Source organism: Roseobacter sinensis (genome assembly GCF_025755255.1).
In the GTDB taxonomy this organism is placed as follows: domain Bacteria; phylum Pseudomonadota; class Alphaproteobacteria; order Rhodobacterales; family Rhodobacteraceae; genus Roseobacter; species Roseobacter sinensis.
On record NZ_JALIEB010000018.1, the window covers coordinates 1 to 25,800 of the forward strand.

Annotated in this window: 17 protein-coding genes and 1 pseudogene; 8 read left to right on the plus strand and 10 right to left on the minus strand. The window is 62.7% G+C overall.

Translation table 11 applies throughout. The features are described 5' to 3' along the window. The 3 genes and pseudogenes from MUB52_RS19645 to MUB52_RS19655 all read left to right on the plus strand — a co-directional run. Nucleotides 1-281 (plus strand): annotated as a pseudogene (locus tag MUB52_RS19645) (IS5/IS1182 family transposase); the annotation flags it as partial. Nucleotides 282-816: 535 nt separating this feature from the next. Next, a complete protein-coding gene (locus MUB52_RS19650; protein ID WP_263845851.1) occupies nucleotides 817-3,297 on the plus strand; it encodes a methyl-accepting chemotaxis protein in 2,481 nt (826 codons plus the stop codon). A gap of 1,022 nt (nucleotides 3,298-4,319) precedes the next feature. Further along, nucleotides 4,320-5,315, plus strand: coding sequence for a GNAT family N-acetyltransferase (locus tag MUB52_RS19655; protein WP_263845852.1), 996 nt, complete (start codon nucleotides 4,320-4,322; stop codon nucleotides 5,313-5,315). Between the two features lie 109 nt (nucleotides 5,316-5,424). Here the strand turns inward: MUB52_RS19655 and MUB52_RS19660 are convergent, their stop codons facing one another. The 7 genes from MUB52_RS19660 to xdhA all read right to left on the minus strand — a co-directional run bounded on the left by MUB52_RS19660 (nucleotide 5,425) and on the right by xdhA (nucleotide 14,602). Beyond that, nucleotides 5,425-6,504: a BMP family ABC transporter substrate-binding protein gene (locus tag MUB52_RS19660; protein ID WP_263845853.1), complete on the minus strand. Its 1,080-nt coding sequence runs from the start codon at nucleotides 6,502-6,504 to the stop codon at nucleotides 5,425-5,427. Nucleotides 6,505-6,558: 54 nt separating this feature from the next. Then, the gene (locus MUB52_RS19665; RefSeq protein ID WP_263845854.1) at nucleotides 6,559-7,479 is read right to left on the minus strand and encodes an ABC transporter permease; all 921 of its coding nucleotides are present in this window, start codon (nucleotides 7,477-7,479) and stop codon (nucleotides 6,559-6,561) included. Next, on the minus strand, nucleotides 7,479-8,561 hold the full coding sequence (locus MUB52_RS19670) for an ABC transporter permease (protein WP_263845855.1): 1,083 nt from the start codon (nucleotides 8,559-8,561) through the stop codon (nucleotides 7,479-7,481). Before MUB52_RS19670 ends, MUB52_RS19665 begins: the two co-directional genes overlap by 1 nt. Nucleotides 8,562-8,632: 71 nt before the next feature. Then, complete coding sequence (locus tag MUB52_RS19675) at nucleotides 8,633-10,147, minus strand: ABC transporter ATP-binding protein (protein ID WP_263845856.1); 1,515 nt, start codon at nucleotides 10,145-10,147, stop codon at nucleotides 8,633-8,635. Continuing rightward, entirely contained in the window at nucleotides 10,144-10,905 is a 762-nt protein-coding gene (xdhC, locus tag MUB52_RS19680; protein WP_263845857.1) for a xanthine dehydrogenase accessory protein XdhC, read from the minus strand. The genes MUB52_RS19675 and xdhC overlap by 4 nt, the downstream gene beginning before the upstream one ends. Beyond that, nucleotides 10,902-13,199 (minus strand): xanthine dehydrogenase molybdopterin binding subunit, encoded by a 2,298-nt coding sequence (gene xdhB, locus MUB52_RS19685; protein ID WP_263845858.1) that lies wholly within the window; start codon nucleotides 13,197-13,199, stop codon nucleotides 10,902-10,904. Before xdhB ends, xdhC begins: the two co-directional genes overlap by 4 nt. Beyond that, complete coding sequence (gene xdhA / locus MUB52_RS19690; RefSeq protein ID WP_263845859.1) at nucleotides 13,196-14,602, minus strand: xanthine dehydrogenase small subunit; 1,407 nt, start codon at nucleotides 14,600-14,602, stop codon at nucleotides 13,196-13,198. Before xdhA ends, xdhB begins: the two co-directional genes overlap by 4 nt. Nucleotides 14,603-14,826: 224 nt before the next feature. Between xdhA and dnaE the strand changes: the two genes are divergently transcribed. Further along, on the plus strand, nucleotides 14,827-18,351 hold the full coding sequence (gene dnaE, locus MUB52_RS19695) for a DNA polymerase III subunit alpha (RefSeq protein ID WP_263845860.1): 3,525 nt from the start codon (nucleotides 14,827-14,829) through the stop codon (nucleotides 18,349-18,351). Between the two features lie 74 nt (nucleotides 18,352-18,425). On the opposite strand, the gene MUB52_RS19700 is transcribed toward dnaE, so the two are convergent. Then, nucleotides 18,426-18,620, minus strand: a complete 195-nt coding sequence (locus MUB52_RS19700) for a SlyX family protein (protein ID WP_263845861.1) — start codon at nucleotides 18,618-18,620, stop codon at nucleotides 18,426-18,428. A 105-nt stretch (nucleotides 18,621-18,725) separates the two neighbouring features. Between MUB52_RS19700 and hisS the strand changes: the two genes are divergently transcribed. The 3 genes from hisS to hisG are packed head-to-tail and all read left to right on the plus strand — an operon-like array spanning nucleotide 18,726 to nucleotide 22,143. Next, nucleotides 18,726-20,375, plus strand: a complete 1,650-nt coding sequence (gene hisS / locus MUB52_RS19705; RefSeq protein ID WP_263845862.1) for a histidine--tRNA ligase — start codon at nucleotides 18,726-18,728, stop codon at nucleotides 20,373-20,375. Continuing rightward, nucleotides 20,372-21,451, plus strand: a complete 1,080-nt coding sequence (locus tag MUB52_RS19710) for an ATP phosphoribosyltransferase regulatory subunit (protein ID WP_263845863.1) — start codon at nucleotides 20,372-20,374, stop codon at nucleotides 21,449-21,451. Before hisS ends, MUB52_RS19710 begins: the two co-directional genes overlap by 4 nt. Continuing rightward, nucleotides 21,448-22,143, plus strand: coding sequence for an ATP phosphoribosyltransferase (gene hisG / locus MUB52_RS19715; protein WP_263845864.1), 696 nt, complete (start codon nucleotides 21,448-21,450; stop codon nucleotides 22,141-22,143). Before MUB52_RS19710 ends, hisG begins: the two co-directional genes overlap by 4 nt. 1 nt (nucleotide 22,144) lies before the next feature. Here hisG and MUB52_RS19720 read toward each other — a convergent pair whose 3' ends face one another. Further along, nucleotides 22,145-22,582: a DUF1489 family protein gene (locus tag MUB52_RS19720; protein WP_263845865.1), complete on the minus strand. Its 438-nt coding sequence runs from the start codon at nucleotides 22,580-22,582 to the stop codon at nucleotides 22,145-22,147. A gap of 90 nt (nucleotides 22,583-22,672) precedes the next feature. On the opposite strand from MUB52_RS19720, the gene MUB52_RS19725 reads away from it, so the two are divergent. Continuing rightward, the gene (locus MUB52_RS19725; protein ID WP_263845866.1) at nucleotides 22,673-24,967 is read left to right on the plus strand and encodes an adenosylcobalamin-dependent ribonucleoside-diphosphate reductase; all 2,295 of its coding nucleotides are present in this window, start codon (nucleotides 22,673-22,675) and stop codon (nucleotides 24,965-24,967) included. A gap of 168 nt (nucleotides 24,968-25,135) precedes the next feature. Here MUB52_RS19725 and MUB52_RS19730 read toward each other — a convergent pair whose 3' ends face one another. Then, complete coding sequence (locus tag MUB52_RS19730; RefSeq protein ID WP_263845867.1) at nucleotides 25,136-25,756, minus strand: TetR/AcrR family transcriptional regulator; 621 nt, start codon at nucleotides 25,754-25,756, stop codon at nucleotides 25,136-25,138. Nucleotides 25,757-25,800 lie beyond the last annotated feature (44 nt).

A 25,800-nucleotide genomic window follows, 5' to 3' on the forward strand; every position in this document is an offset into this window, starting at 1 on the left:
AAGGCCTTTCGTTCGACACTCTGCTGGCGGACAAGGCCTTCGACAGCAATTGGATTGTCGAAGAGAGGAACGCGCGCGGCACGACCATCTGCATATCCCAGAGACCGCAGCGCAAGGAGCCGCTCGCCATTGACGAGGTGATGTACAAGTCGCGGCATCTGGTTGAGAATTTCTTTTGTGATCTGGAAGACTTCCGGCGCATCGCATTACGCACAGACAAAACGGACCTCAGCTTCGAGGCTATCGTAAACGCCTGCGCAGCCCTCCTGAACTCAAAGTGAACCTCAACAGACCCTAGTCCGCGACCTCAGTCCTTTGTCTTGACGCGACGGTGGTGTTGAAGCGCTCGACGTGGTGCATCAGCTTGTCACTGCGAACGGCGAAGAAGTGCGCGCATTCAAACCGCATCACCGGTCCCGAGCCCCGATCGACCGTAAGTTATTGCACCTGACCCTCTACTTGGTGCCTGACAGCAGCCCTAATCGGCAGCTATATTGACCTCACGGCCAGTACAAAGTCGAAAAGGCTTGGCGCCTTCGGCCATTAGGGTCGCGGACTGCGGACGGATCGTCTCCGGAGCGGGTGTTTTGCGACGTACAACAAACCCATTTTGTGCCTTCACGCCACCGGATGGACACGCTGTCTGTGGTGCTTCTCTCCCAAAAGACCGAAACTATGTAACGGTATACAATCGCGCACAAAATTGCGCAGCGGCGGGTCAGACGGGCCGCTGCGTTTTCGTCAGGCCCTTAGCCTTTCATAAAGGTCTTTTGTGCATGTTCGCGACGCGCAATACAGAGCAAGGAGGCGCGATCAATGGACAAGAGCGAGACAGGATCGAAGAAGAAGGTCATCAAGCGGTGGCGTATGCCCGATTCGATCTACCTCAAATGTCTGATCGCCCTTGCGGTGTCCACGGCTTTGACCATTGGCCTCGTGACCTACAAGTCCATCAAGGCGACCGAAACCATCGCGGCGGGTTCGATCCTGAAACTTGGCGGCGAGGTCGTTTCGCAATTGGGCGAGCGCGCGGCACCCGCCCTTCGGTTCCGGAAAACAGAAGACATCGACGCCGTCTTGCGCGCCACCCTTGATGGACTCGAAGGCAGCGTGTCTGGCGCTCTGGTACTCGCCGCAGATGGCGAAGTCGTCGCTGAACAAATGCTTGAGGGGTTCAGCAGCGCGGATCTGCGCCAGACGGCCGAACGCGCCTTGCAGGAGGGCGTATTGCTTCAGAACCCGGAACGTCTGATTGTAGCTGCGCCAGTCAAATTTGGTCAGAATGCCGAGATCATCGGTGTGATTGCGCTCGATTGGCGCACGGATGTGCTTGGTGCTTTGGTGATCGAGCAGAAAAAGACATCTGTCCTGCTCGCAGCGGGCGTCGGTCTGTTGATGTTGCTCATTGTCGGCTTCATGATCAAGCGGATGGTGGCCCGTCCCCTTCTCGCCATTGCCGGTTCGATGCGAGAGGTTGCGGATGGCAACTACCAGGTAGAGATCCCGAAGTATCGGCGCGGCAATGAGATCGGTATCGTCGCGCGTGCGCTTGAGCAGTTTCGGGATCAGCTGCATGGATCTGAGCAGGCCCGCAAAGACGCGGCCATGAAAAGCACTGCACTCGATGCAGGGTCGGCGGCCATCATGATCGCCGATCAGGATTTCAACATTGTCTATGCCTCGCGTGCTGTGCTCAATCTGCTGCGTGAACACTCCGATGTGATTTCGTCCCGCATTTCGGGTTTCGATCCCGACGCAATCGTCGGCCAATCCATCGACATATTCCATAAGCGCGCAGAGATGCAGCGCCGGATGCTGGAAGCACTTGGTCCCGAAGGGCACAATGCGAACCTCGAAATGGACGACATCACGCTCGAGCTCAAGATTTCGAGGATTGATGGCGAAGACGGCGAACGGATTGGCTATGTGGTCGAGTGGGCCGATGTGAGTCAGCAGCGTCTGAATTCTGCTGTGCTGAAATCGCTTGACAGCAACCAGGCGCGCGCTGAGTTCGGTCACGATGGCGGTCTTGTCGACGCCAATGCGGCCTTCCGCACCTTGGCAGGTCTCAGCGACGAGACCGAGACCTGCAACTTCGCCGATGTGGTCTTTGTTGGTAACATGCCAGCGGACCCGAAGGAGCCGATGTTCAGCGAGTTTGAAATCCGCACAAAGGCGGGGACGTCCTCTTATGCTCTGGGTGGGCTTAGCCCTGTTTTCTACAGCAATGGTGACCTGAAACGCACCGTCTTGATCGCCGCTGACGTGACAGAGGAGCGGCGCCAGAAAGCCGCGGCGACGGAAGAACGCGAGCGGCTCCAGATGGAACAGGACGCGATGATCGATGCGCTGAGCGGCGCCCTTTCGGTCCTTGCCGAGGGAGATCTTGCAGTGCGGATCACCACCGCCTTCGCGGGTGCGAACGACAAGATCCGCCAAGACTTCAATGTGGCTGTCGAGCGACTGGAAGAGGCGATTACCTCCGTGATATCGAGCGCGACAACGATGCGCTCCGAAGTCGAGGGTGTCGCCAGTGCAGCGGCCGAACTCAGCAAGCGGACCGAAAGCCAGGCGGCCACGCTTGAAGAGACGGCGGCGGCGATTTCTGAGATCAGCGCTTCGGTCACGAGCTCTGCTGAAGGTGCGCGGGATGCACATTCGGTCGTGGGTGCGGCGCAAGACAATGCGCAGACGTCGGGAGGTGTTGTCCGAGACGCCGTATCCGCAATGGGCAAGATCGCCAGCAGTTCGTCCGAGATTACATCGATTGTGAAGGTCATCGATGACATTGCTTTCCAGACGAATCTTCTGGCTCTCAACGCGGGCGTCGAAGCGGCACGCGCGGGCGATGCCGGTCGTGGTTTCGCGGTGGTTGCGTCCGAAGTGCGCGCACTTGCCCAGCGGTCTTCTGACGCGGCGAATGAGATCAGCTCGTTGATTGCGACGTCGTCGGAGAATGTGGACCTGGGCGTGAAACTCGTTGGGGATGCCGGGGATGCGCTTGAGCAGATCATCGCCTCGATCTCGGATATCTCCGGCTATGTGTCGCAGATTGCGGGTGCCTCGGAAGAACAGTCGCACAGCATTGCAGAGATCAACTCGGCCATGAGCCAGTTGGACCAGGTCACGCAGGAAAATGCAGCGATGTTCGAAGAAACGACAGCGGCCAGCCAAAGCCTGTCTCAGATCGCAAACGAGTTGACTGACCGCGTACAGAGATTCTCGTCAAAAAAGAGCGAGAGTGGACCGGTCCAGGCCGGACAAATGCTTCAAGCGGACACGCGGTCCATCGCCTAGGGGAGATCGCGACGCCAGCGCCGATCGAGGTGGCTTCACTTAGGCCCAAACGTCTTCGAGTGTTTGCAATGATGTCTACTCCGGCCGCCGAGGATATCGGAGAGTTTACAATCGAATGGGCGCGCCGATGTCACTGGACGCGGGCTCAACAGCGCTCTTCGACCGGTTCTATTGTAGTGGTCGTACATTCTTGACCGTGTTTCCATCGGGATGATTTTCTCCGCAGCCGCAGCCGCAGCCGCAGCCGCAGCCGCAGCCGCAGCCGGTGCGCGCTCGCGCTGTGCGTCGGCTGGTCTCTTGGTGGCGCAGCGTTTCGACGTCGTTCGGCTAAAACTTGAGCCCAATGCAGGCTGGAGATGATCTCGCGGTTGAGCGGTTCATCTCTCATTGTTCGTTGGCGGTCTCGCGATATCCGTTTTCCCAAGGTGACTGCTGCACGACATAGGTTGTCTGTGCGCCGACCGGAGCAATCCAGGCCCGGACAGAATCTGCAGCCAACTCGGGGGCCTTTCGCTAACCGGACAGACGCGGGAACGCCAAGCAGGACTAACAGGTCCGTCGGAACACAATGCATGTCTATCGAGTTCAGCCTGCGCTTCACCCTCGCCGCCGGAAATTCGTGGCTGTGCTCATCTATGATGTTCCGCGTATGGAAGGTCTTGCCATAATGTGTGAGTTAGTGAACATGGCGTCATATTAGTTCGGAAAAACCACTGCGCTCGCAACTAGATGTCCTCTGGCGCCAGTCGCTCAGCGGCGCCCTCATACGCACATAGCGACCGTCGAAGCGGAAGCCCGATGATCACCACATCGACGATCTGTGGATTGCGCTGTTTACCGGTTTTCGAACGAGTTAGGATTTGTCCCATACCGGAGGACTGATTGAACAACGGCCCGAGCTGGTCCAGAGGCAAACCATCACTGTTCTCAATACCTCGGGCCCTGTGTGATCGTCCAAAAACCGGAAGACCAAGACGAGACCTGTTGCCGGCGAGATGCCCAACCTGGAAGAGACACACGGCATGAGAATTGCTATTCGCGCGGCGAAGGTCGCAGATGTTGACAAGATGGTACCGCTTCTCGTCGACGACGGCCGGCTACGGGAGCAACAGAATCCCATCCTGTGGAAACTGGCAGAGGACGCTCCAGCGAAGGTCTCTGCGACACTCACCGCGGCGATGGAACAGGAGAGGCCGGCGGTCCGGCAAAAGTGGTTGCTGGCGGAATGTGAAGGCAGAGTTGTCGGGCTGACACATTCAATCCTGCTGCCGGTGCCGCCGATCTACGCAGGTGTATTCGGACCTCCCGGTCTCATCATGGAGGATTGCGCCCTGCCGCGGGATGCGCCTTCCGGAACCGCAACTGCATTGCTGGAGGCAGCGGAGACTGATCTGCAGCAAGCAGGCGCGCAAATCCTGCTTGCGTCTTCGGTCCCTCTGGGAGCTTGGGAAGATGTCTACATAGGACAGGGCTATGCGCCACTGACACTTTATTATGCAAAGAGCGGCCTGGAGATGACAGAGGCTCAACCCGGGACGCGCCCGGCGACGGATGCCGATGTTCCGGGCATGGTCACCCTGAGCGCAGAGAACCGACAACTCTTGTTCGATCTCGATGCGTTCTGGGCGCCGCACGCAGAGGCCGACGCACGGTTCGGGACCTGGATGAAGAAGAGCCTGACGCTGCCGGATCGTGATATGTTTGTCGCTGACGCCGAGCAGGGGGTAGCTGGCTATGTCATCTCTCAACCGGCCACGCCGCTGCATTTCCCGGCACCGCATGACATTTCCTGCATCGGTGTGATCGACGACTTTTATCATGCCGGTTTTTCAGACCGGACCGCCTTGGACGCGCACGGGATTGGTGCGCGGGCTCTTTTGACCCGAGCGGAAGCGGCGTTGCGGACCCGGGGCAACGCTGCCGCCATGGTCGTCTGCCCTGCCGCATGGTCCTCGAAGATCGCCCTTCTCGAAGATGCGGGATATCGCACCGCGATCACCTGGTTCAAGAAGCGGTAGGCGCTCAGCCAAGAGAGCACGCTTATCTCCGACCAAAGCCCGTCGCTGTCGTGGCCCGAGTAAAAAAGGCCCCGCCGAAACGGGGCCTTTCAATCACAAGACAAGACATCTACTGCGGAATTTCGCCAGTGATCCCCTCGACATAGAAGTTCATGCCGGCCAGAGTGCCATCGTCCGCCACTTCGCCATCAGCGAGCCAATCGCTGCCATCCTGCTTTTTTAGCGGGCCGGTAAACGGATGATACGATCCGTCGGCAATGGCGGCTTTCATGGCCAGCGCCTCTTCCTTCACGTCCGCCGGCACTGCGTCCGAGATCTCGCCGATGGCGACCATCCCCGGACCGATACCATCCCAGGTATCCATGCTCTCCCATGTTCCGTCTATCACGGCCTGCGTGCGGGCGATGTAGTAGGGCGCCCAGTCATCGATGATCGAGGAAACCCGTGGGAAAGGTGCATATTGCGCCATGTCGGAGGCCTGACCAAAGGTCATGACGTTACCCGCTTCCTGCGCCGCGGCCTGCGGAGCGGTGGAATCGGTATGTTGCAGCACCACATCCGCACCCTGTTCGATCAGCGCCTTGGCGGCGTCCGCCTCCTTGGCGGGGTCAAACCAGGTGTAGACCCAGATGATCTTGAACTCGACATCGGGGTTCACTTTGGCCGCGTGAATGTAGGCCGAGTTGATGCCCCGGATCACTTCGGGGATCGGATAAGAGGCGATATAGCCGATGATGTTCGACTCGGTCATCTTACCCGCGATATGGCCCTGGATCGCGCGGCCCTCGTAGAAGCGCGCCGAATAGGTCGAGACATTTTCGGCCCGCTTGTAGCCGGTTGCGTGTTCGAACTTCACGTTCGGAAACTTCTGCGCCACATTGATCGTGGCATCCATGTAGCCGAAGGAGGTGGTGAAGATCAGATCCGCACCGTCGAGCGCCATCTGCGTCATCACACGCTCCGCGTCCGGGCCCTCCGCCACGTTCTCGACATAGACGGTTTCGACCTTGTCGCCCAAGGCCTCCTCGACAGCGAGCCGGCCCTTGTTATGCTCGTAGGTCCAGCCGCCGTCTCCGATCGGGCCGACGTAGACAAAGCCGACTTTGGTTTTCTCATGGCCATCGGCAACTGCGCCCGTGGCCAGGCCAAGTGCCACCGCGGCGCCAGCCAGAAAGGTTGTGAGTTTCATATTCAGGTCTTCCCCATGTTGAACCGCCTCTTTTGCCGAGGCGTTGGTTTGCCCCTAGTTCGAGGCGTGGAATGTCCGGCCGAGCGAGCCGGGCGCAGCGCTTCTGTCCGCAGACAGGATCACCAGCACCACGATGGTGATAATGTAAGGCGACATTGCCAGATATTCGACGGGAATCGCAACGCCCGCCCCCTGAAGATTCAGCTGTAACTGAGTGATCCCGCCGAAAAGATAAGCACCCAGCAGCACCCGCCACGGCTTCCAACTTGCGAAGACCACAAGTGCAAGGGCGATCCATCCGACCCCGGCGGTCATGCCCTCGGTCCACTGCGGAACGCGGATCAGGCTGATATAGGCGCCGCCCATGCCCGCAAGCGCGCCGCCGAACATGATCGCCAGCGTGCGGATGCGGACCACCTTGTAACCGAGCGCATGCGCTGCGTCGTGGTTCTCGCCAACCGCCCGCAGGATCAGCCCCAGGCGGGTCAGTTTCAATGTGGCCCAGACCGCGGCGACCAGCAGCACACCGATGTAGAGGACCGGATCGTGCGAAAAGAGGATTGGCCCCAGCACCGGGATGTCCGCCAGCAGTCCGAAATCCACGTCGCCCATACGCGGGGGCTTCACGCCGACATAGCTCTGGCCCAGCAGCGCCGACAGCCCCAAACCGAAGAGTGTCAGCGCCAGTCCGGATGCGACCTGATTGGCCAGGGCGACCTGTGTGAGCAGAGCAAAGAGCAGGCTGAGCGCGGCCCCGCCAACGGCGGCCGCCACAAAGCCGATCATCGGTGAGCCGGTCTCCACCGCGATGGCAAAGCCGCAGATCGCGCCGACGATCATCATGCCTTCGACCCCGAGATTCAGTACGCCCGAACGTTCGACCACAAGCTCTCCGGTGGCAGCCAGCAGGATTGGCGTTGCAGCACTCATCAGCGCTGCGATCAGCAGGATGGGGTTGATCGCGCCGAGGTCCATCAGGCCGTCTCCACCCGGCCGATCCGCAGCCGGTAGTTGGTGAAAAGATCGAGCGCCAGCAGGAAGAAAAGCAACATGCCCTGAAAGACCTGGATCGCGGCGGCGGGCAGGCCCAACTGGCTCTGCGCGATGTCCCCGCCGATGTAGGTCAGCGCCATCAGAAGCCCCGCCAAAACGATCCCGACCGGATGCAGGCGGCCGAGAAAGGCGACGATAATGGCGGTGAACCCGTATCCGACGTTAAAATCAATGCTGACCTGCCCCGCGGGCCCCGCCACCTCGAAGAGCCCGGCAAGGCCCGCCAGAAGACCGGATGTGCCAAGGCAGAAGAGAATGAGGCGGCTGGGATTTACCCCGGCGAACCGTGCGGCCCTTGGAGCATCGCCGGTCACCCGCACCGCAAACCCCAGCCGGTGGCGCGCCAGCAGAACATAGGCAAAGATCACAGCGATCAGCGCCGCGACGACACCCCAATGCATGCCGCTGCCCGCTATGAGCTCCGCATTATGTGCGCTTTGATACTGCTGGAGGTTGCGGCTGCCCGGGAAGCCGAACCCTTCGGGATTCTTCAGCAGCCCCAGCGACATGGATGCCAGAAATTGCTCGGCCACATAGACGAGCATGAGCGAGACGAGGATTTCATTGGTGCCGAATCGCACCTTCAGCAGCGCGGGGATCATCGCCCAGAGCCAGCCGCCGAAGGCGCCCGCCAGCACCATGCCAGGGAAGATGAGCGCGCTCTCGGCCGGGTAGAAGGCAAGCCCAAAGCCCGCACCGCACAGCGCCCCCATGATGTACTGTCCCTCGGCCCCGATGTTCCAGATACCTGCCTTGAACCCAAGGCTCAGCCCGATCGCGATGAGCACCAGCGGCGCCCCCTTGATGAGCAGCTGCGGACGATAGAAAAAGGCGAACTCGCCAAAGAGCGGCTCCCAGAAGATCGTGAGGATCGACTGCACCGGATCCTTGCCGAGTGCTGCAAAGAGAATCCCTCCAAAGACAAAGGTGGCCAGCACTGCGAGCACGGGCGTCAGATACGCGAAGGCCCTGCTTGGCTGCGGCCTTTTCTCAAGTCGGATCAATGCGGCGCGCCTCGTTTCTTCTGGCCAAAAATATCCTCGCCGAAGGCAAGAGACCGTTTTGCGCAACTGGTTCAAACATGCGCAACCTCCATGCCGTGCGCGCCGCCCATCATCAACCCGATCTGTTCCACGCTCAGCCCTTTCGTGGGCTGCGGCGCCGACAACCGCCCCTCGTTCAGTGCGGCAAAGCGGTCGGCGATCTCCATCAGTTCGTCCAGGTCTTGGCTGATCACGATCACCGCAGCGCCACCCGTGGCCAGATCGAGAAGGGCCTGCCGGATGGCCGCCGCCGCCGAAGCATCCACGCCCCAGGTCGGCTGGTTCACCACCAGGACCTCGGGCCGCTGCAAGACTTCGCGCCCGATCACGAACTTCTGCAAATTTCCGCCCGACAGCGACCGCGCGGCATTTGCCGGCCCTGGCGTGCGCACATCGAAGGCGGAGATAATCCGCTCGGCGAAACCGCGAGCCGCGGGCCAGTTCAGAAACCCACCCCGGTCCAGCCGTTCGCGCACCGCTCCGGTCAGCATCGCATTCTCGGTGAGCGACATATCCGGGGCTGCGGCATGGCCCAAGCGCTCCTCGGGTGCTGCGAGCAAGCCCTGTTTCCGCCGCGCGTTGGGGCCCAGCGTGGCGATGTCTGCTCCCTGAAACTGGACCATGCCAACCGGCGCCGGTGTCTCACCGGAGAGGGCGGCCAGCAGTTCATCCTGACCGTTCCCCGCGACCCCACCGATCCCGAGGATCTCGCCCCGCCGCAACTCAAGCGAAATCTCCCGCAGCGGCATGCCGAAAGCCGAAGGTGAAGGCAGCGACAATTTGTTAAGCGCCAGAACGATTTCACCCGGCTCCACGCCCGCGCGGGTTGGCGTGGCCAAAACCTTGCCAACCATCATTTCCGCCATGTCCCGTGCCGTGGTGTCACGCGGCACACATGTCCCGACAACTCTTCCAAGGCGTAGGATTGTGGCCGTGTCACAAAGCGCGCGGATTTCCTCGAGCTTGTGGGAAATGTAAAGAATGGCCGTGCCGTCCGCGCTCAACTTGCGCAGGGTTTCAAAGAGGATCTGAACCTCCTGCGGCGTGAGAACCGAGGTCGGCTCATCCATGATCAGCAGTTTCGGATCCTGCAGCAAGCAGCGAATGATTTCGACGCGCTGTCGTTCACCGGCGGAGAGGTCACCCACGACACGGTTCGGTGCGAGCGGCAGACCGTAGGTGTCGGAGACTTGCCGGATCTGCTCTGACAGGTCCCGCAGTTTCGGCGCATTCTCCATGCCCAGTGCGATATTCTCGGCGACCGTCAATGCGTCGAACAGCGAGAAATGCTGGAATACCATACCGACGCCGGCGGCCCTGGCGGCACGCGGCTCTGCCGGAGCAAAGGGCGCCCCGTGCATCTGCATCTCGCCCTGGTCCGGCTTTACGAGGCCGTAGATCATCTTGACCAAGGTCGACTTTCCCGCCCCGTTTTCGCCCAAAAGCGCATGCACCTCGCCCGCTGCAATCTGCAACGACACATCGTCATTGGCGATCACGCCCGGGTAGGCCTTGGTCAGACCCGACAAGGACAAGAGCGGCGTCATGCCGGCGCCTTCGCTTGCGCGAGAAGCGCGTGCACCGTGCCTTCGGCGATCGCGTCGGGGTGTTTGCCGAGGCTCTTGTCCCCGATGGGGCAGGTGATCGACGCAGGATCGAGCCCGGCCTGGCGCAGGCGCTTTTGAAACCGCGCCCATTTCGTGTCAGACCCGATCAGCCCGCAGGAGGCAAACCCGCGTCCGAGCAATGCGGCACAGAGCGCGAGGTCGATGTCATGCGAGTAGGTGAAGATCAGATGATGCGCGTCAGTGGGTGCGCGCGCGGCAAGCCGTGCCATGTCGACTGTGGGGATGACGGTGATGTCGGTATCGACATCAGTCGGGAAGCGATCCTCAGCGCTGTCGATCCATGTCAGATCAAATGCGCCGCGCGGACAAGCCCGGACGACAGCGCGGCCGACATGCCCCGCCCCCCAAAGCCAGAGATTTGGCGCGGCCCCTTCGCGCGGACGTGTGAGTGTCTCTCTTCCTTCCGCAATCCGGTCCAGCGGTTTTGGCGTGCGGGTGAACCGAAGCGTCACCGAGCCGCCACAGCATTGCCCAAGCCCCGGGCCGAGCGGCAGAGTCCGTGTCTCGTCAGGCCCAGCGGTGGACAGAAGGGTCCGTGCACGCGCGATCGCCTTATACTCCAAGGCACCGCCGCCGATGGTGCCGCTGATCGCGGTCGGTGTCACCTTCATCGCGGTCCCGGCATCGCGTGGGGCAGAGCCTTTCGTGGCGACGATTTCGACGTAGAGCGCGGTCATTGCCGTGCCCTTTCGATGGCCGCAAGCACAGCCTCCGCCGTCGCGGGCGTCTGCAGATCGGCATAAGTGGCTCCGCAGGCCTGCACCGCATTGCAAAGCGCGGAATAGGCCGAGATCCCCAGCATCAGGGGCGGCTCGCCCACCGCCTTCGAGCGATAGATCGTCTCTTCCCGGTTTTCGCCGGTCCAGAGGGCGACGTTGAACACATCGGGCCGGTCGGAACAGGCCGGGATCTTGTAGGTCGAGGGCGCGTGGGTGCGCAGCCGGCCCGCGTCGTCCCACACCAGTTCCTCGGTCGTCAGCCAGCCTGCGCCCTGTACGTAGCCGCCTTCGATCTGGCCAATGTCGAGGCTGGGGTTCAGAGAGGCACCGGCATCGTGCAGGATATCGGCGCGCAGAATCCTATTCTCCCCAGTCAAGGTGTCGACGACCACCTCCGTCACCGCAGCGCCATAGGCGAAATAGAAGAACGGCCGGCCGTGTCCCTTGATCCGGTCCCATTCCAGCTTGGGCGTCTTGTAGAAACCGGTTGAGGACAGGCCGACGCGCGAATGATAGGCCATCTGAGCGACCTCGGCGAAGCTGTATGTTGCCCCCGCAACCGCAACCTCACCATCGCGAAACACCACATCCTGAGCAGAAGACTGGTGCTTCCCGGCGAGCATGTCCGACATGCGGTAGCGTATGGTGTCGCAGGCAATCTTCACGGCCATGCCGTTCAGATCACTGCCGGAGGATGCGGCCGTGGCTGAAGTGTTGGGGACCTTGCCTGTGTCCGTCGCCGTGATCTTCACCTGCCCGATATCCACGCCGAAGCGATCTGCTGCAACCTGGGCAACCTTCTGGAACAGGCCTTGGCCCATCTCGGTTCCGCCATGGTTCAAGTGGATCGAGCCATCCTGATAGACATGCACCAGCGCGCCCGCCTGGTTCAGGTGGGTGAGTGTGAAGGATATGCCGAATTTTACGGGCGTGAGCGCGATCCCTTTCTTCAAGATCGGGTTATCCGTGTTCCAGCGCGCCACCGCATCGCGGCGCTGATCGTATGCGCTGGACGCCACAAGCGCTTCGATCAACTCGGGCAGGATGAAATCCTCCACCGGCTGACCATAGGGTGTCACGTTGCGTTTCTTCTGGCCGGAAGTATCCCCGCCGGAGGCATAAAAGTTTCTGCGACGAACGGCCGAAGGATCATCGCCGAGATGGGTCGCAATATGATCCATCACGCGCTCAATCCCCAACATGCCCTGCGGGCCGCCAAAACCGCGAAAGGCCGTCGCGCTCTGCGTGTTTGTCTTCAGCCGGTGGCTGGTGATCCGCACGTTGGGCAGGAAGTAGGCGTTGTCGGCATGCAGCATGGCGCGGTCGGCCACCGGAAGCGACAGATCCTGTGACCATCCGCAGCGGACGTAGTGTGTGAAGTCGATGCCCAGAACGCGGCCGTCGTCGTCGAAGCCAACCGTGTAATCGATCCGGAAGTCGTGACGCTTGCCAGTGATCATCATGTCGTCATCGCGGTCATAGCGCATCCGGCATGGCCGTCCGGTGGCCCGCGCGACGACGGCGCAAGCCACCGCAAGCGCATTGCCCTGGCTTTCCTTGCCGCCGAAACCGCCACCCATGCGCCGGGTCTCGACCCGGACGCTGTGCATGGGCACGCCAAGCGCGTCGGCGACCTTGTGCTGGATCTCCGTGGGATGTTGTGTGGAACTCATGATCATCATGTCTCCACCCTCTTGCGGCAGAGCGAGCGCCGCCTGCCCCTCGAGATAGAAGTGCTCCTGACCCCCGACATGAAGCTGACCGTTGAGCCGATGCGGGGCCGCTGCAATCGCGGCCTCGGCATCGCCGCGGGCATAGATCCGCGGCCCCTCTTCGAAGCGGCTGTTCTTAGCGAGCGCCGCGTCCATGCTGAGGATGGGGTGGTGCGCAGAGATGTCGACCTGACCAAGGCGCGCGGCACGCCGTGCCGCCAGATGCGAGGTCGCCGCGACCACAAAGAGCGGCTGGCCGATGTAGTGCACCCGATCCGTCGCCAAAAGCGGTTCATCATGGATCGACGGAGAGACATCGTTCGCGAATGGCAGATCGTCCGCTGTCATGACAAGGGCGACACCCGGCGCGGTGCGGACTTCGGACAGATCCATACGCTCAAGTATGCCAGCGGCTACACCCGATGTGCCGAACGCGAGATGCAGCGCATCTTTGGGCGCCGGGATGTCATCGACGTAACGGGCGGCGCCCGTGACGTGCAACTCGGCTGCATCGTGCGGGAGCGGCTTGGCGACACTCATGCAGTGATCTCCAGCGCGTTCACGGCGTTGCCCTGATCCGCGTACCAGTACCGAAGGAGCATGTTTTGGGCAGTCTGCAGCCGATAGGCCGCGCTGGCCCGCATGTCAGACAGCGGCTCAAAATCCTCGGCCAGAGCGGGCAGAGCGGCGCGGATTGTGGCCTCGGACCAGGGTCGCCCGATCAAGGCGGCCTCTGTCTGTCTCGCACGCTTCGGTGTGCCCGCCATGCCGCCGTAGGCCAGTCGCGCCTCCGTGACACGGTGGTCGTTTAAGGTGATCGAGAAACACCCGCAGACCGCCGAGATATCCTGATCGAACCGTTTCGACAGCTTGTGGCACTGCAAGCGATCCTGTTGGGCCGGTATCGTGATCGCTTCGACGAATTCGCCCGGCGCGCGGTCTTGCTTGCGGTAGTCGAGAAAGAAGTCCTCCAGGGCGATCTCGCGCCGGGTCTCACCTTGGCGCAGGTGCAGGGTGGCCCCAAGCGCGATCAGGGCGGGCGGCCCGTCGCCGATCGGCGACCCATTGGCGATGTTGCCGCCGATGGTGGCTGCGTTGCGCACCTGCACCGAGCCGTAGCGCCGGATCAGCGCAGCGAAGGAGGGGTAGAGGGGCGCGACCGCGCGCTCCAGCTCTGTCAGCGTGGTGGTCGCGCCGATCCGGAGCGTGCCGTCCGTCTGGGTGACACCCCTCAGATCGGCGCATTGGTTGAGGAATGCTATGGGCCCGAGATCGCGCAGGTCTTTCGTCACCCAGAGGCCAACATCGGTGGCACCCGCGATCAGTGTTGCGTGGGGATGCGTCATGTACCAGTCCGCCAGGGCATCCGTGGTTGTGGGTTGCACGGTCAGAGGGGGCTGCCCGCCCCCGCCGCCCTTGGCGGCTCCCCCGGGGATACTTTCAGCCAGAAGAAGCGGCTTGTCTCGCATGTGATCGGGCACCGGCTTGGCGGCCGCGGCGTCGGCGGCCCGGACAATTGGTGCGTAGCCCGTGCAGCGGCACAGATTGCCGGCCAATTGCACATCGTGATCGGTCGCACCGTTCAGATGGGCGGTCGCCATCGAGACAACGAAGCCCGGCGTGCAGAATCCGCATTGGCTGCCGTGGTGGTCGATCATGGCCTGCTGGACGGGGTGCAATGTACCGTCCGGCGCGGCGATCCCTTCCACCGTGCGCACGGCCTTGCCGTTGAGTTGTGGCAAGAAGAGAATGCAGGCGTTGAGCGCATGGGCCCCGCTGTCGTCGGTGACCATCACCGTGCAGGCACCGCAGTCGCCTTCGTTGCATCCCTCCTTGGTCCCGGTCAGGCCGCGGTCTTCCCGCAGCCAGTCGAGCAGGGTGACGGTGGGGGCCACATCGTGCAGCGCCACTGTTTCTCCGTTGAGGCGAAACGAAATATCCATGCCGTCAGATCCGCCGCGGTACCAAAAAAGCCCCAGATGCCCTGCGTTCGATGCGGCGTAGAACGCCGGGCGAGCGTTAGCCGACCTGAAGCTAAGCGTGGCCTGATGGGGTTTGCAAGGGAAAAGGCAGGCGGATGCTTCCAGGTGCACAGGCGGCGCTGAAAAAATGGTGCCCGGCTGTGTTGGCGCTGGCAGCCGCGCATGCGCTCTACTAGGGTTGGCGCATGACGACCACGCCCCGATTCATTCACCTGCGCAGCCATTCCGAATACTCACTTCTGGAGGGCGCGCTGCGGCTGAAGACGCTTCCGGGTCTGTGTCGGGCGGCGGGCATGCCGGCGCTGGCGCTGACCGATACCAACAACATGTTCGCCGCACTCGAGTTCTCGGTCTCGATGTCGGGCGCGGGCGTTCAGCCCATTCTCGGCTGTCAGGTCGATCTCGCCTATGCAGAGACACGGCCCGGCGACCGGCCAAAGCCGCCGGCTGCGCTGGTTCTGCTGGCACAGAGCGAGGCCGGGTATGAGAACCTGATGAAGCTTAACACCTGCCTTTATGTGGATAAGGGCGGGGAGGCTCCGCAGGTCAGCCTCGCTCAGCTTGAGGCGCGGTCGTCCGATGTGATTTGCCTGACGGGTGGACCGGAGGGGCCGGTCGGCAAGCTGTTGCAGACCGGTCAACGCCCAGCGGCGGAGGCCGTAATGCGCCGCCTGCACGACATCTTTGCAGACCGGCTCTATGTGGAGCTGCAGCGGCACCCGGGCGAGAGCGGCCTGCCCGAGGCGGAGCGGCTGACCGAGCGCGGCTTTGTCGAGATGGCCTATGAGATGGATCTGCCGCTGGTTGCGACCAATGACGTCTATTTCCCCGACGCCGAGATGTATGAGGCGCATGACGCTCTGATCTGCATCGCGGAAGGCGCCTATGTGGATCAGCAGGAGGCCCGCCGCCGCCTGACCGCCCAGCATTACTTCAAGTCACCGGCCGAGATGGTCACGCTCTTTGCCGATCTGCCCGAGGCCGTGGAGAATACGGTCGAGATCGCAAGGCGCTGCGCCTTCCAGGCCTATCGCCGCGATCCGATCCTGCCGAGATTCGCGGACGATGAGGTGGAGGAGCTGCGCAAGCAGGCCCATGCCGGGCTGAAAGATCGGCTCGCGGTGATCCCGCATGCCGCCCCCGTCGAAGAGTACGAGGAACGGCTCGAATTCGAGTTGGGCATCATCGAAGGCATGGGCTTTCCGGGCTACTTCCTGATCGTGGCTGACTTCATCAAATGGGCCAAGGAGCACGACATCCCGGTCGGGCCTGGGCGCGGCTCGGGTGCGGGGTCTCTGGTGGCTTACGCACTCACGATCACCGACCTCGATCCGCTGCGCTATCAACTGCTGTTCGAACGTTTTCTGAACCCCGAACGTGTGTCCATGCCCGACTTTGACATCGACTTCTGCATGGATCGGCGCGAGGAGGTCATCCGCTACGTGCAGGAGAAATACGGGCGCGACAAGGTGGGGCAGATCATCACCTTTGGTGCGCTGCTCTCCAAGGCCGCTGTGCGTGACATCGGGCGGGTCTTGCAGATGCCATACGGGCAGGTGGACCGGCTTTCAAAGATGATACCGGTCGAGGGCGTGAAGCCGGTGAGCATCGAAAAGGCGCTCGCCGACGAGCCGCGCCTGCGCGAAGAGGCGCGCAATGAGGAGGTGGTTGACCGGTTGCTCACCTACGGCCAACAGGTGGAAGGGCTGCTGCGGAACGCCTCCACCCACGCAGCGGGTGTGGTGATCGGTGACCGGCCGCTCGATGCGCTGGTGCCGCTCTATCAGGACCCGCGCTCCGACATGCCCGCGACCCAGTTCAACATGAAGTGGGTGGAACAGGCCGGGCTGGTGAAGTTCGACTTCCTCGGCCTGAAGACCCTTACCGTGATCCAGAATGCGGTGGAACAGATCCTCGCATCGGGGCGCCATCTCCATGTCGCGGCAGACGGCACCGAACTCTACACGCCAGCCGAAGGTATGGAGGACGACATCGGCGGCATCCCCCTCGATGACGAGGCCAGCTACAAGCTCTACGCTGCGGGCAAGACGGTGGCCGTGTTCCAGGTGGAAAGCTCGGGCATGATCGACGCGCTTAAGCGTATGAAGCCCACTTGTATCGAAGACATCGTGGCGCTCGTGGCGCTCTATCGACCGGGTCCGATGGAAAACATCCCCACCTATTGCGAGGTGAAGAACGGGCTGCGCAAACGCGAAAACCTGCATCCGACCATCGACCATATCCTAGACGAGACGCAAGGAATCATCGTCTATCAGGAACAGGTGATGCAGATCGCGCAGGAAATGGCGGGGTATTCGCTTGGCGGCGCCGACCTGCTGCGCCGCGCCATGGGCAAGAAGATCCAGGAGGCGATGGACGCCGAGCGCCCGAAGTTCCTTGAAGGGGCTGCCAAGAACGGCGTCGACAAGGACAAGGCGATGGAGGTCTGGAACCTCCTCGACAAATTCGCCAACTATGGCTTCAACAAGTCTCACGCGGCGGCTTACGCGGTGGTCAGCTACCAGACCGCCTGGCTCAAGGCGAACCATCCGGTGGAGTTCATGGCCGGTGTCATGAACTGCGACATCCACCTGACCGACAAGCTGGCCGTCTATTTTGAAGAGGTCCGCAAACGGCTGGAGCTTCCTTACGTGCCGCCCTGCGTCAACCGGTCGGACGCCAGTTTCAAGGTGGTCGACGGCGCGCTCGTCTACGCGCTGGGAGCGCTCAAAAACGTCGGGCTCGAGGCGATGAAGCTCATCACCGACGGGCGCGCGGGCAAACCCTTTGCAACGCTGTTCGACCTCGCCCGCCGGGTGGACCTCAAGCGCGTCGGCAAGCGCCCGCTGGAGATGTTGGCCCGTGCCGGCGCCTTCGATCAGCTTGATCCCAACCGGCGCCGGGTCTTCGATGCGCTGGATTCGCTTGTCGCCTATTCCGCCGCGATCCATGAACAAAAGGCGTCCAACCAGGTCTCGCTCTTTGGTGAGGCGGGTGAGGATCTGCCGGAACCGCGCCTGCATCCGGTGCAGGACTGGCTGCCTGCCGAGCGGCTGGCCGAGGAATTCACGGCCATCGGTTTCTACCTCTCCGGCCACCCGCTGGATGACTACATGGGGCCGCTCAGACGCAAGATGGCGACGGATCGCGGTGCGCCGTTTCTCACCCTCGATGAGCTGACCGAGAAGATCGGCACATCCGGCGCCATGAACGCGCGGCTGGTGGGCATAGTGGCCGGCCGGCAGGAGCGCAAGTCGGCGCGCGGCAACCGCTTTGCGTTCGTCCAGATGTCCGATCCCACCGGAGCCTACGAGGTGACGGTCTTTTCCGACACGCTCGAGGCGGCGCGCGATCATCTGGAAACGGGCTCCAAGGTCATCGTCACTGTCGAAGCCACGCTCGAGGCGGACCAGCTCAAACTGCTGGGCCGGTCGATCATGAGCGCCGAGACGCTGGCAGAAAATGCCGGTGGCATGGGGCTCAAGGTTTTTGTCGAGGCGGCCGAGGCCATCCCGGCCGTTGCAACGGTGCTGCGCGATGCGGCAGGCGCCGTGAAGACGGGGGGGCGCGGCCCGGTGGCGCTTTGCCTGATGGACCCGGACCTGCCGGGCGAGGTCGAGGTCGATCTGGGTGCTGATTTCGTGGTCAACCCCCAGATCAAGGGCGCGATCAAATCTCTCAATGGCGTGCTCGAGGTGCAGGATCTCTAGCGCAGCCCTCTTCACCCGTCCCCAAATACTCCCGCCGGAGGCGAACGCGGCCCCCCAATCACAGGCGACACATCTCAGTAGTGCGGCGGACGCTCGTCCCCCAAAACCACGCCGCCCGAGCCTTGCGCGTCTCGCTCGCCTTCGCGCTGCATGAGCATGAAGACCCGGCGGTTCAGCGTGGCGATCTCCGCCTCCTGCCGCGCCACCACGTCTGAGAGCTCCTCGACGGTGCGGGTCAGATGCGCAATCTGTTCTTCCAGCTTTTCCATGCCCTGCGCGTATCACGGAGGCTCCCCGCAATAAAGACCGCGCCTTGCCCCCCATGGCCCCTTGGGCTAGACCGCGCGCGAAACCGGCATGGCTTGAGGTGCATCATGGCCAAACCCAAAAAGACCCCGCGGCCCCGGGCGGAAACGCCCAAGGGCTTTCGTGACTATTTCGGCGCCGAGGTCACCCAGCGCGCCGAAATGCTGCGCAAGATCGCCGAGGTCTATCATCGCTATGGGTTCGATGCGCTGGAAAGCTCCGGGGTCGAAACAGTAGAAGCCTTGGGCAAATTCCTCCCCGACGTCGACCGCCCGAACGAAGGCGTCTTCGCCTGGCAGGAGGACGCCGAGGGCGAGAAGCCCGGCGATTGGCTGGCCCTGCGCTATGACCTGACGGCGCCTTTGGCGCGCGTCTACGCACAACACCAGAACGACCTGCCCAAACCCTACCGCCGCTATGCGATGGGCCCCGTCTGGCGCAACGAAAAACCCGGACCGGGGCGGTTCCGTCAGTTCTATCAATGTGATGCAGATACGGTCGGCGCCCCCTCGGTCGCCGCCGACGCCGAAATCTGCGCCATGCTCGCCGACTGCCTTGAAGAGGTCGGCATCCCGCGCGGCGACTACGTGATCCGCGTGAACAACCGCAAGGTTTTGAACGGCGTCCTCGAAGTTGCGGGCCTCGCGGGTGACGACAAGGAACGCGAGCGTGGCATCGTCTTGCGCGCCATCGACAAGCTGGACCGCTTGGGCCCTGAGGGCGTCCGGGCCCTGCTCGGTGAGGGGCGCAAGGATGAAAGCGGCGATTTCACCGAGGGAGCGGGGCTGAGCGATGAACAAGCATACAAAGTTATTCAGTTCTTTGATTTTGAAGCACAACGAGAACGTCGACTGGAAGCTGTTGCGAACCTAGAGAAGCACGTCAGCGACCTGCCCCCAAAAGCTTCCCAGGCGCTACTTGCAGGAGACTATTCCGACCAGAGCATTCCATTAGAGTGGCGGGCGCGTCTGAACGATTTTTCGCTCATCATTCTGAGAGGTTTGGTTGAAGGATCGAAGCAGGGTAACGACGGTGTTCGGGAGCTTGAGATCATTGTTAGTCTCCTAGGTGCTGCTGGCTACGGCCCAGACCGTATTGTGATCGACCCCTCCGTGGTGCGCGGCCTTGGCTACTACACTGGCCCGGTCTATGAAGCCGAGCTGACCTTCGACATTCAGGACGAGAAAGGCCGGACGCGCAATTTCGGCTCGGTCGCGGGCGGCGGGCGCTATGACGATCTGGTCAAGCGCTTCACCGGGCAGGAGGTCCCGGCCACGGGCGTCTCCATCGGTGTGGACCGGCTGCTCGCGGCGCTGCAGGCCAAGGGGCGGATGACCTCGACCGAGGCAGGCCCCGTGGTCGTCACCGTGATGGACCGCGACCGCATGGCGGACTACCAGGCGATGGTTGCCGAGTTGCGGCACGCGGGCCTCCGGGCGGAGGTATATCTCGGCAACCCGAAGAACTTCGGCAACCAGCTCAAGTATGCCGACAAGCGCGGCAGCCCGGTCGCGGTGATCGAAGGCGGCGACGAGAAAGAGCGCGGCGTTGTGCAGATCAAGGACCTGATCCTAGGCGCCCAGATTGCCGAGACCGCCACCCATGACGAATGGAAAGACCGCCCCAGCCAGTTCGAAGTGCCGCGCGAGCAACTGATCACCAAGATCCGCGAGATCCTCCGCCAGCACGGCCTGCCGGACCGCGACGCGCAGGCATGATCACCCGCGCTGACACGCTGGCGCGCGCGGCCACGCTGCGCGCGACCTTCGAGGCGGCGGGGGCCGTGCCTGTGGAGACGCCCATTCTGCAACCGGCGGACACCCTGCTCGACCTCTACGGCGAGGACATCCGAGCGCGGGCCTATATCACCTCGGATGCGCTGCGCGGCGAGCAGATGCTGCGGCCGGATTTCACCGTTCCCGTGGTGGAAATGCACATGTCCCATGGCGCTGAACCTGCGCGCTACACCTATTCCGGCGAGGTCTTCCGGCGGCAGGAGCATGACCCCGACCGCGCCAATGAGTACATCCAGGTGGGCTATGAGGTCTTTGACCGGGCCAACCCGGCTGCGGCGGATGCGGAGGTCTTCACGCTCTTTGCGCAGGCCGTCGCCCCCCTCAACCTGCGTGCGGCAACAGGTGATATCGGCGTGCTCATGGCCGCCGTGCGCGGGCTGCGCACCACCGATGCGCGCAAAGCGGCGCTGCTGCGCCACATCTGGCGCCCGCGGCGGTTCCGGGCGCTTCTGGAGCGCTATGCGGGCCGTCTCCCCGTCGCGGCGCAGCGGGCGCGGCTGCTCGAGGGGGCGTTGAGCGACGACGCCCCGCTGATCGGCAAGCGCAGCCAGGCGGAAATCGACGCGCGCGTGGCGTTGTTGCGCGCCGACGCGGCCGAGCCGCCACTCAACGGCGCCGAAGTGGACCTGCTGGATGCGCTGTTGAACGTGCGTGAGACCATGCCCTACGCCCTGGCGCAGCTGCGCGACATCGCGGTCGATCTGCCGTCGATCGCGGCTGCGGTGGATGGTCTGGCGGCGCGGGCCGAGGCCCTGGCGGCAAGCGATGTGGATGTGGACGGCTTGCCTTTCGAGGCGAGCTTCGGGCGCACGTCGATGGAATACTACGATGGGTTCGTCTTCGGCTTCTTCAGTGCGCAGCGGGCGGATCTGCCGGCGATTGCAACAGGGGGGCGCTATGACGCTCTGACCCGCAGGCTCGGCAATGGCGCTGAAATTCCCGCGGTGGGCGGCGTACTGCGCCCGGGCCTGATGCTCGAGTTGGAGGCACAGGCATGAGCGTGAAGCTGGGCGTGCCGTCCAAGGGTCGGCTGATGGAAAAGACCTTCGACTGGTTCCGTGCGCGGGGCGTGACGCTGACCCGCACGGGGGCAGACCGCGAATACGCCGGTGCTGTGGAGGGGGTCACGGGTGTATCCCTTGTGCTGCTCTCGGCAGCGGAGGTGCCGCGCGAGTTGGCGGCAGGGCGGTTGCATTTCGGTGTGACCGGCGCCGACCTCGTACAGGAAAAGCTGCCCCTCTGGGAGCAGCAGCTGGAGCCGCTGGCCGAACTGGGCTTCGGCCATGCCGATCTGGTCCTCGCGGTGCCGAAAGCCTGGGTCGATGTGGATACGCTGGACGATCTCGATGCGGTGGCGACGGCATTCCGGGCTGCGCATGGGATGCGGCTCCGGATTGCGACCAAATATCATCGGTTGGTACGCGAACATCTGCGTCATGCCGGTGTGGCAGACTATGCACTTGTCGACAGCCAGGGTGCGACCGAGGGCACGGTGGCCAATGAAACGGCCGAGATGATCGCCGATATCACCTCCAGCGGCGAGACTTTGCGGGCCAATCACCTCAAGGTGCTGGATGACGCGCCGATTCTGCGCTCGCAGGCCACGCTCTGGCGCAGCCGGGTGGCAGATCTCTCCGATGAGGAGCGCGGTATCGCGGCAGCGCTGATGTCGCATCTGGGCTCCGAGTAGCTCAGAGCACCCCGATTTCGGCCAGCGCGCGGTTCAGCTCAACCGGCAGGGTCTCTTCGCTTTCGCGCCCTTTCGGCAGGTCGGGTGGGGCGTCCTTGACGGGTAGGTAGCGCCAGCCTTGGAAGGGCCGCCTGAGGCTGCTCTGGGTCCGGATCACCTCCGGGTCCAGCACGATGGCGCAGCGGCGGATGCCGTCCCGCCCGATCACCTCGTCCAGCCGCAGGATGCGCTGGCGGCACTGCAGCACACCTTTCACCACCCAATAGATGGAGCCGCCGTTGAGGATCTCGGCCTCGCGTTTCGGCCACATGCGCGTGATGTGGCGGGGCAGCCCGTCTGGGCCTCGCGCGCGCCTGCTGGCCTGCCAGGCGATCAGGCTGTCGACGCTTTCGGAGCCCACGGAGAGCTTGATCAGATTCACTTGATTCTGCTTAGTCATAGCGTATATTGTAGCTCTCCTTTCTGGAGCCTCAATAGATAGTGTTTTCTCCACAGTCTTCTGTGGATAACTCAGCAGGAGACGCAGTTCGTGTCAGCATTTGCAGCCCCCATCGCCGAACAGATCTGGGATATGAAATATCGGTTCAAGGACGCTGATGGCACCCCGCGCGATGTGACGGTCGAGGACACGTGGCGGCGGATCGCGAAGGATCTGGCGAAGGTGGAGAAGGATCCGGCGGCCTGGGAAGAGCGCTTCTATGCCGCGCTGGAGGATTTCAAATATCTGCCCGCCGGGCGGATCACGGCCGGGGCGGGCACGGCGCGGCAGGTCACGCTCTTCAACTGTTTTGTCATGGGCACCGTGCCCGACAGCATGGGCGGCATTTTCGATATGCTGAAAGAGGCCGCGCTGACCATGCAGCAGGGCGGCGGGATCGGCTATGATTTCTCGACGATCCGGCCGAAGGGTGCGGATGTGAAAGGGGTGGCCGCCGATGCCTCCGGGCCGCTCAGCTTCATGGATGTCTGGGACGCCATGTGCCGGACGATCATGTCGGCGGGCTCGCGGCGCGGGGCGATGATGGCGACGATGCGCTGCGATCATCCGGATATCGAGGAGTTCATCGCCGCCAAATCCGACCCCGCGCGCCTGCGCATGTTCAACATGTCCGTACTCGTGACCGACCCCTTCATGGAGGCGGTGAAGGCGGATGGGTCCTGGGATCTGGTGTTTGGCGATGAGGTCTATCGGACCGTGCAGGCGCGCGATCTGTGGAACCGGATCATGCGGGCGACTTATGATTACGCCGAACCGGGTGTGATCTTCATCGACCGCATCAATGAAGCAAACAACCTGAATTACTGCGAGACCATCGCGGCCACGAACCCCTGCGGCGAGCAGCCCTTGCCCCCCTATGGCGCCTGCCTGTTGGGCTCGATCAACCTCGCACGGTTGGTCAGTGACCCGTTCGAGGCCGCGGCAGCGCTGGACGAGGCGGCACTCGACGATCTGGTGGCTGTGGCCGTGCGGATGATGGACAATGTGGTCGATGCCTCGAAGTTCCCGCTGGAGGCGCAGGCGCGCGAGGCGCAGGCCAAGCGGCGGATCGGGCTCGGCGTCACCGGGCTGGCGGATGCGCTCCTGATGGTCGGGCTGCGCTATGGCTCGGACGAGGCGGCGCGGCAGACCGAGCGCTGGTTGCACCGAATCGCCCGCGCCGCTTACCTCGCGTCGGTGCAATTGGCGAAGGAGAAGGGCGCCTTCCCGCTGTTTGATGCAGAAGGGTATCTTGCCTCCGGGACCATGCAGGGGATGGACGATGATGTGCGCGCGGCGGTGCGGGAACACGGCATCCGCAACGCGCTGCTGACCTCGATCGCGCCCACGGGGACGATCAGCCTTTATGCCGGCAATGTCTCCTCGGGGATCGAGCCCGTCTTCGCCTATGCCTATACCCGCAAGGTGTTGCAGAAGGATGGCTCGCGGACAGAGGAAGAGGTGGTCGACTATGCGGTGCAGCTCTGGCGCGAGAAATTCGGCGACCGGGACCTACCCGACTACTTCGTGAATGCCCAGACGTTGAGCCCCGCAGATCACGTCAAGATGCAGGCGGCGGCGCAGAAATGGGTGGACAGTTCGATCTCCAAGACGATCAACTGCCCCGAAGACATCAGCTTTGACGCCTTCAAGGATGTCTACATGCAGGCCTGGGATTCGGGCTGCAAGGGCTGCACCACGTACCGGCCCAATGCGGTCACCGGGTCGGTGCTGAGCGTGGCCGAGGACAAGCCGGCGGAGACTGCGCCGGAGGTCATCACGACCGATGCGGCCGAGCCGCAGCAGCCCCATGGCGATGTGATCTACATGTCCGAACCGCTGGACCGGCCGAACGAGCTCGAAGGCAATACCTACAAGGTGAAGTGGCCCGACAGCGAGCATGCGCTCTACATCACGATCAATGATATCGTGCTGAACGGGCATCGGCGGCCCTTCGAGGTCTTTATCAATTCCAAGAATATGGAGCATTTCGCCTGGACCGTGGCGCTGACCCGGATGATTTCCGCGGTGTTCCGGCGCGGAGGAGACGTCTCCTTTGTGGTGGAGGAGCTCAAGGCGGTCTTCGACCCCAGAGGTGGCGCCTGGATGCGGGGCAAGTACATCCCTTCCATTCTCGCGGCCATTGGCGGGGTGATCGAGCAGCATATGATTGCCACGGGCTTCATTGCCGGTGAAGGGATGGGGCTCAAATCCGACCCGCAAGCGCAGGTGGTCGGCCTAGAGGGGGCCAGAGGGCAGGCGTGCACCAGCTGCGGTCAGTACGATATGCGCATGGTCGAAGGCTGCATGACCTGCGGCAGTTGCGGTTATTCGAAGTGCGGCTGATCCTGCGCGACCCTGCAACCTGATGCCCGACTGGCCGGCAGAAACTGTTGACCCTTTAGCCTCTCAGGTCGGCAATTCTGGGCGCGTGCGGGTCGGTCGTCAGCCTTGCCCTGCTTGGCGGATGCCATCAGTCCGATCGATGTAAGGTGCTGCCCAGCCCTCGGCCTCTCAAGCCCTGATCATGCGAATGATCACCTCGATGTGGCTGTCTCTCAACTCCTCGACGGGAAAATGCTCGTCCAGGTCGTCGAAGCTTGCGAACATCTCGCGCGAGAGCGAGAGGGTGACCATCGGGCCGAAGACGATGTGAAAGAGCTGCTTGCGGTCAACGGCCCGGAAATCTCCGGATGCGATCCCGGCCTCGATAATCTGCCACAACAAGGCCTGCTGGGGTGCGATATACTCGCTGTGAAAGGATCTTGCGACCGATGGGAACGCGCGTGAGACCTCGGCAATGAGCGGAGACATGCGCCCGACGGGCGACGAAATTGTGGTCTCGTAGAGCGCGATCAGGGCACGTTTCAGCTTGTCATGCGGAGCTGCCGTCTCATCGGCGACGATGCTTTGCAAGGCCCGCAGCGCGACGCCGTAACCGTCTGTCACGCAGGCGATGAAAAGGTCCTCCTTGCCCGAGAAATGATAGTAGAGGCTGGCCTTGGTCATCTGGCAGGCCTTTGCAATCGCGCTCATTGACGTGCCGGCGAACCCATGCTCGAGGAAGAGCTCGGTGCAGGTGCTGATGATTTTCGCGCGGCTGCTGCCCGTGGAGATTTCTTCGCGTGTGGTCATTGACCTCTCGATCCTTGCCTCTATCTCACCTACCGAACGGTCGG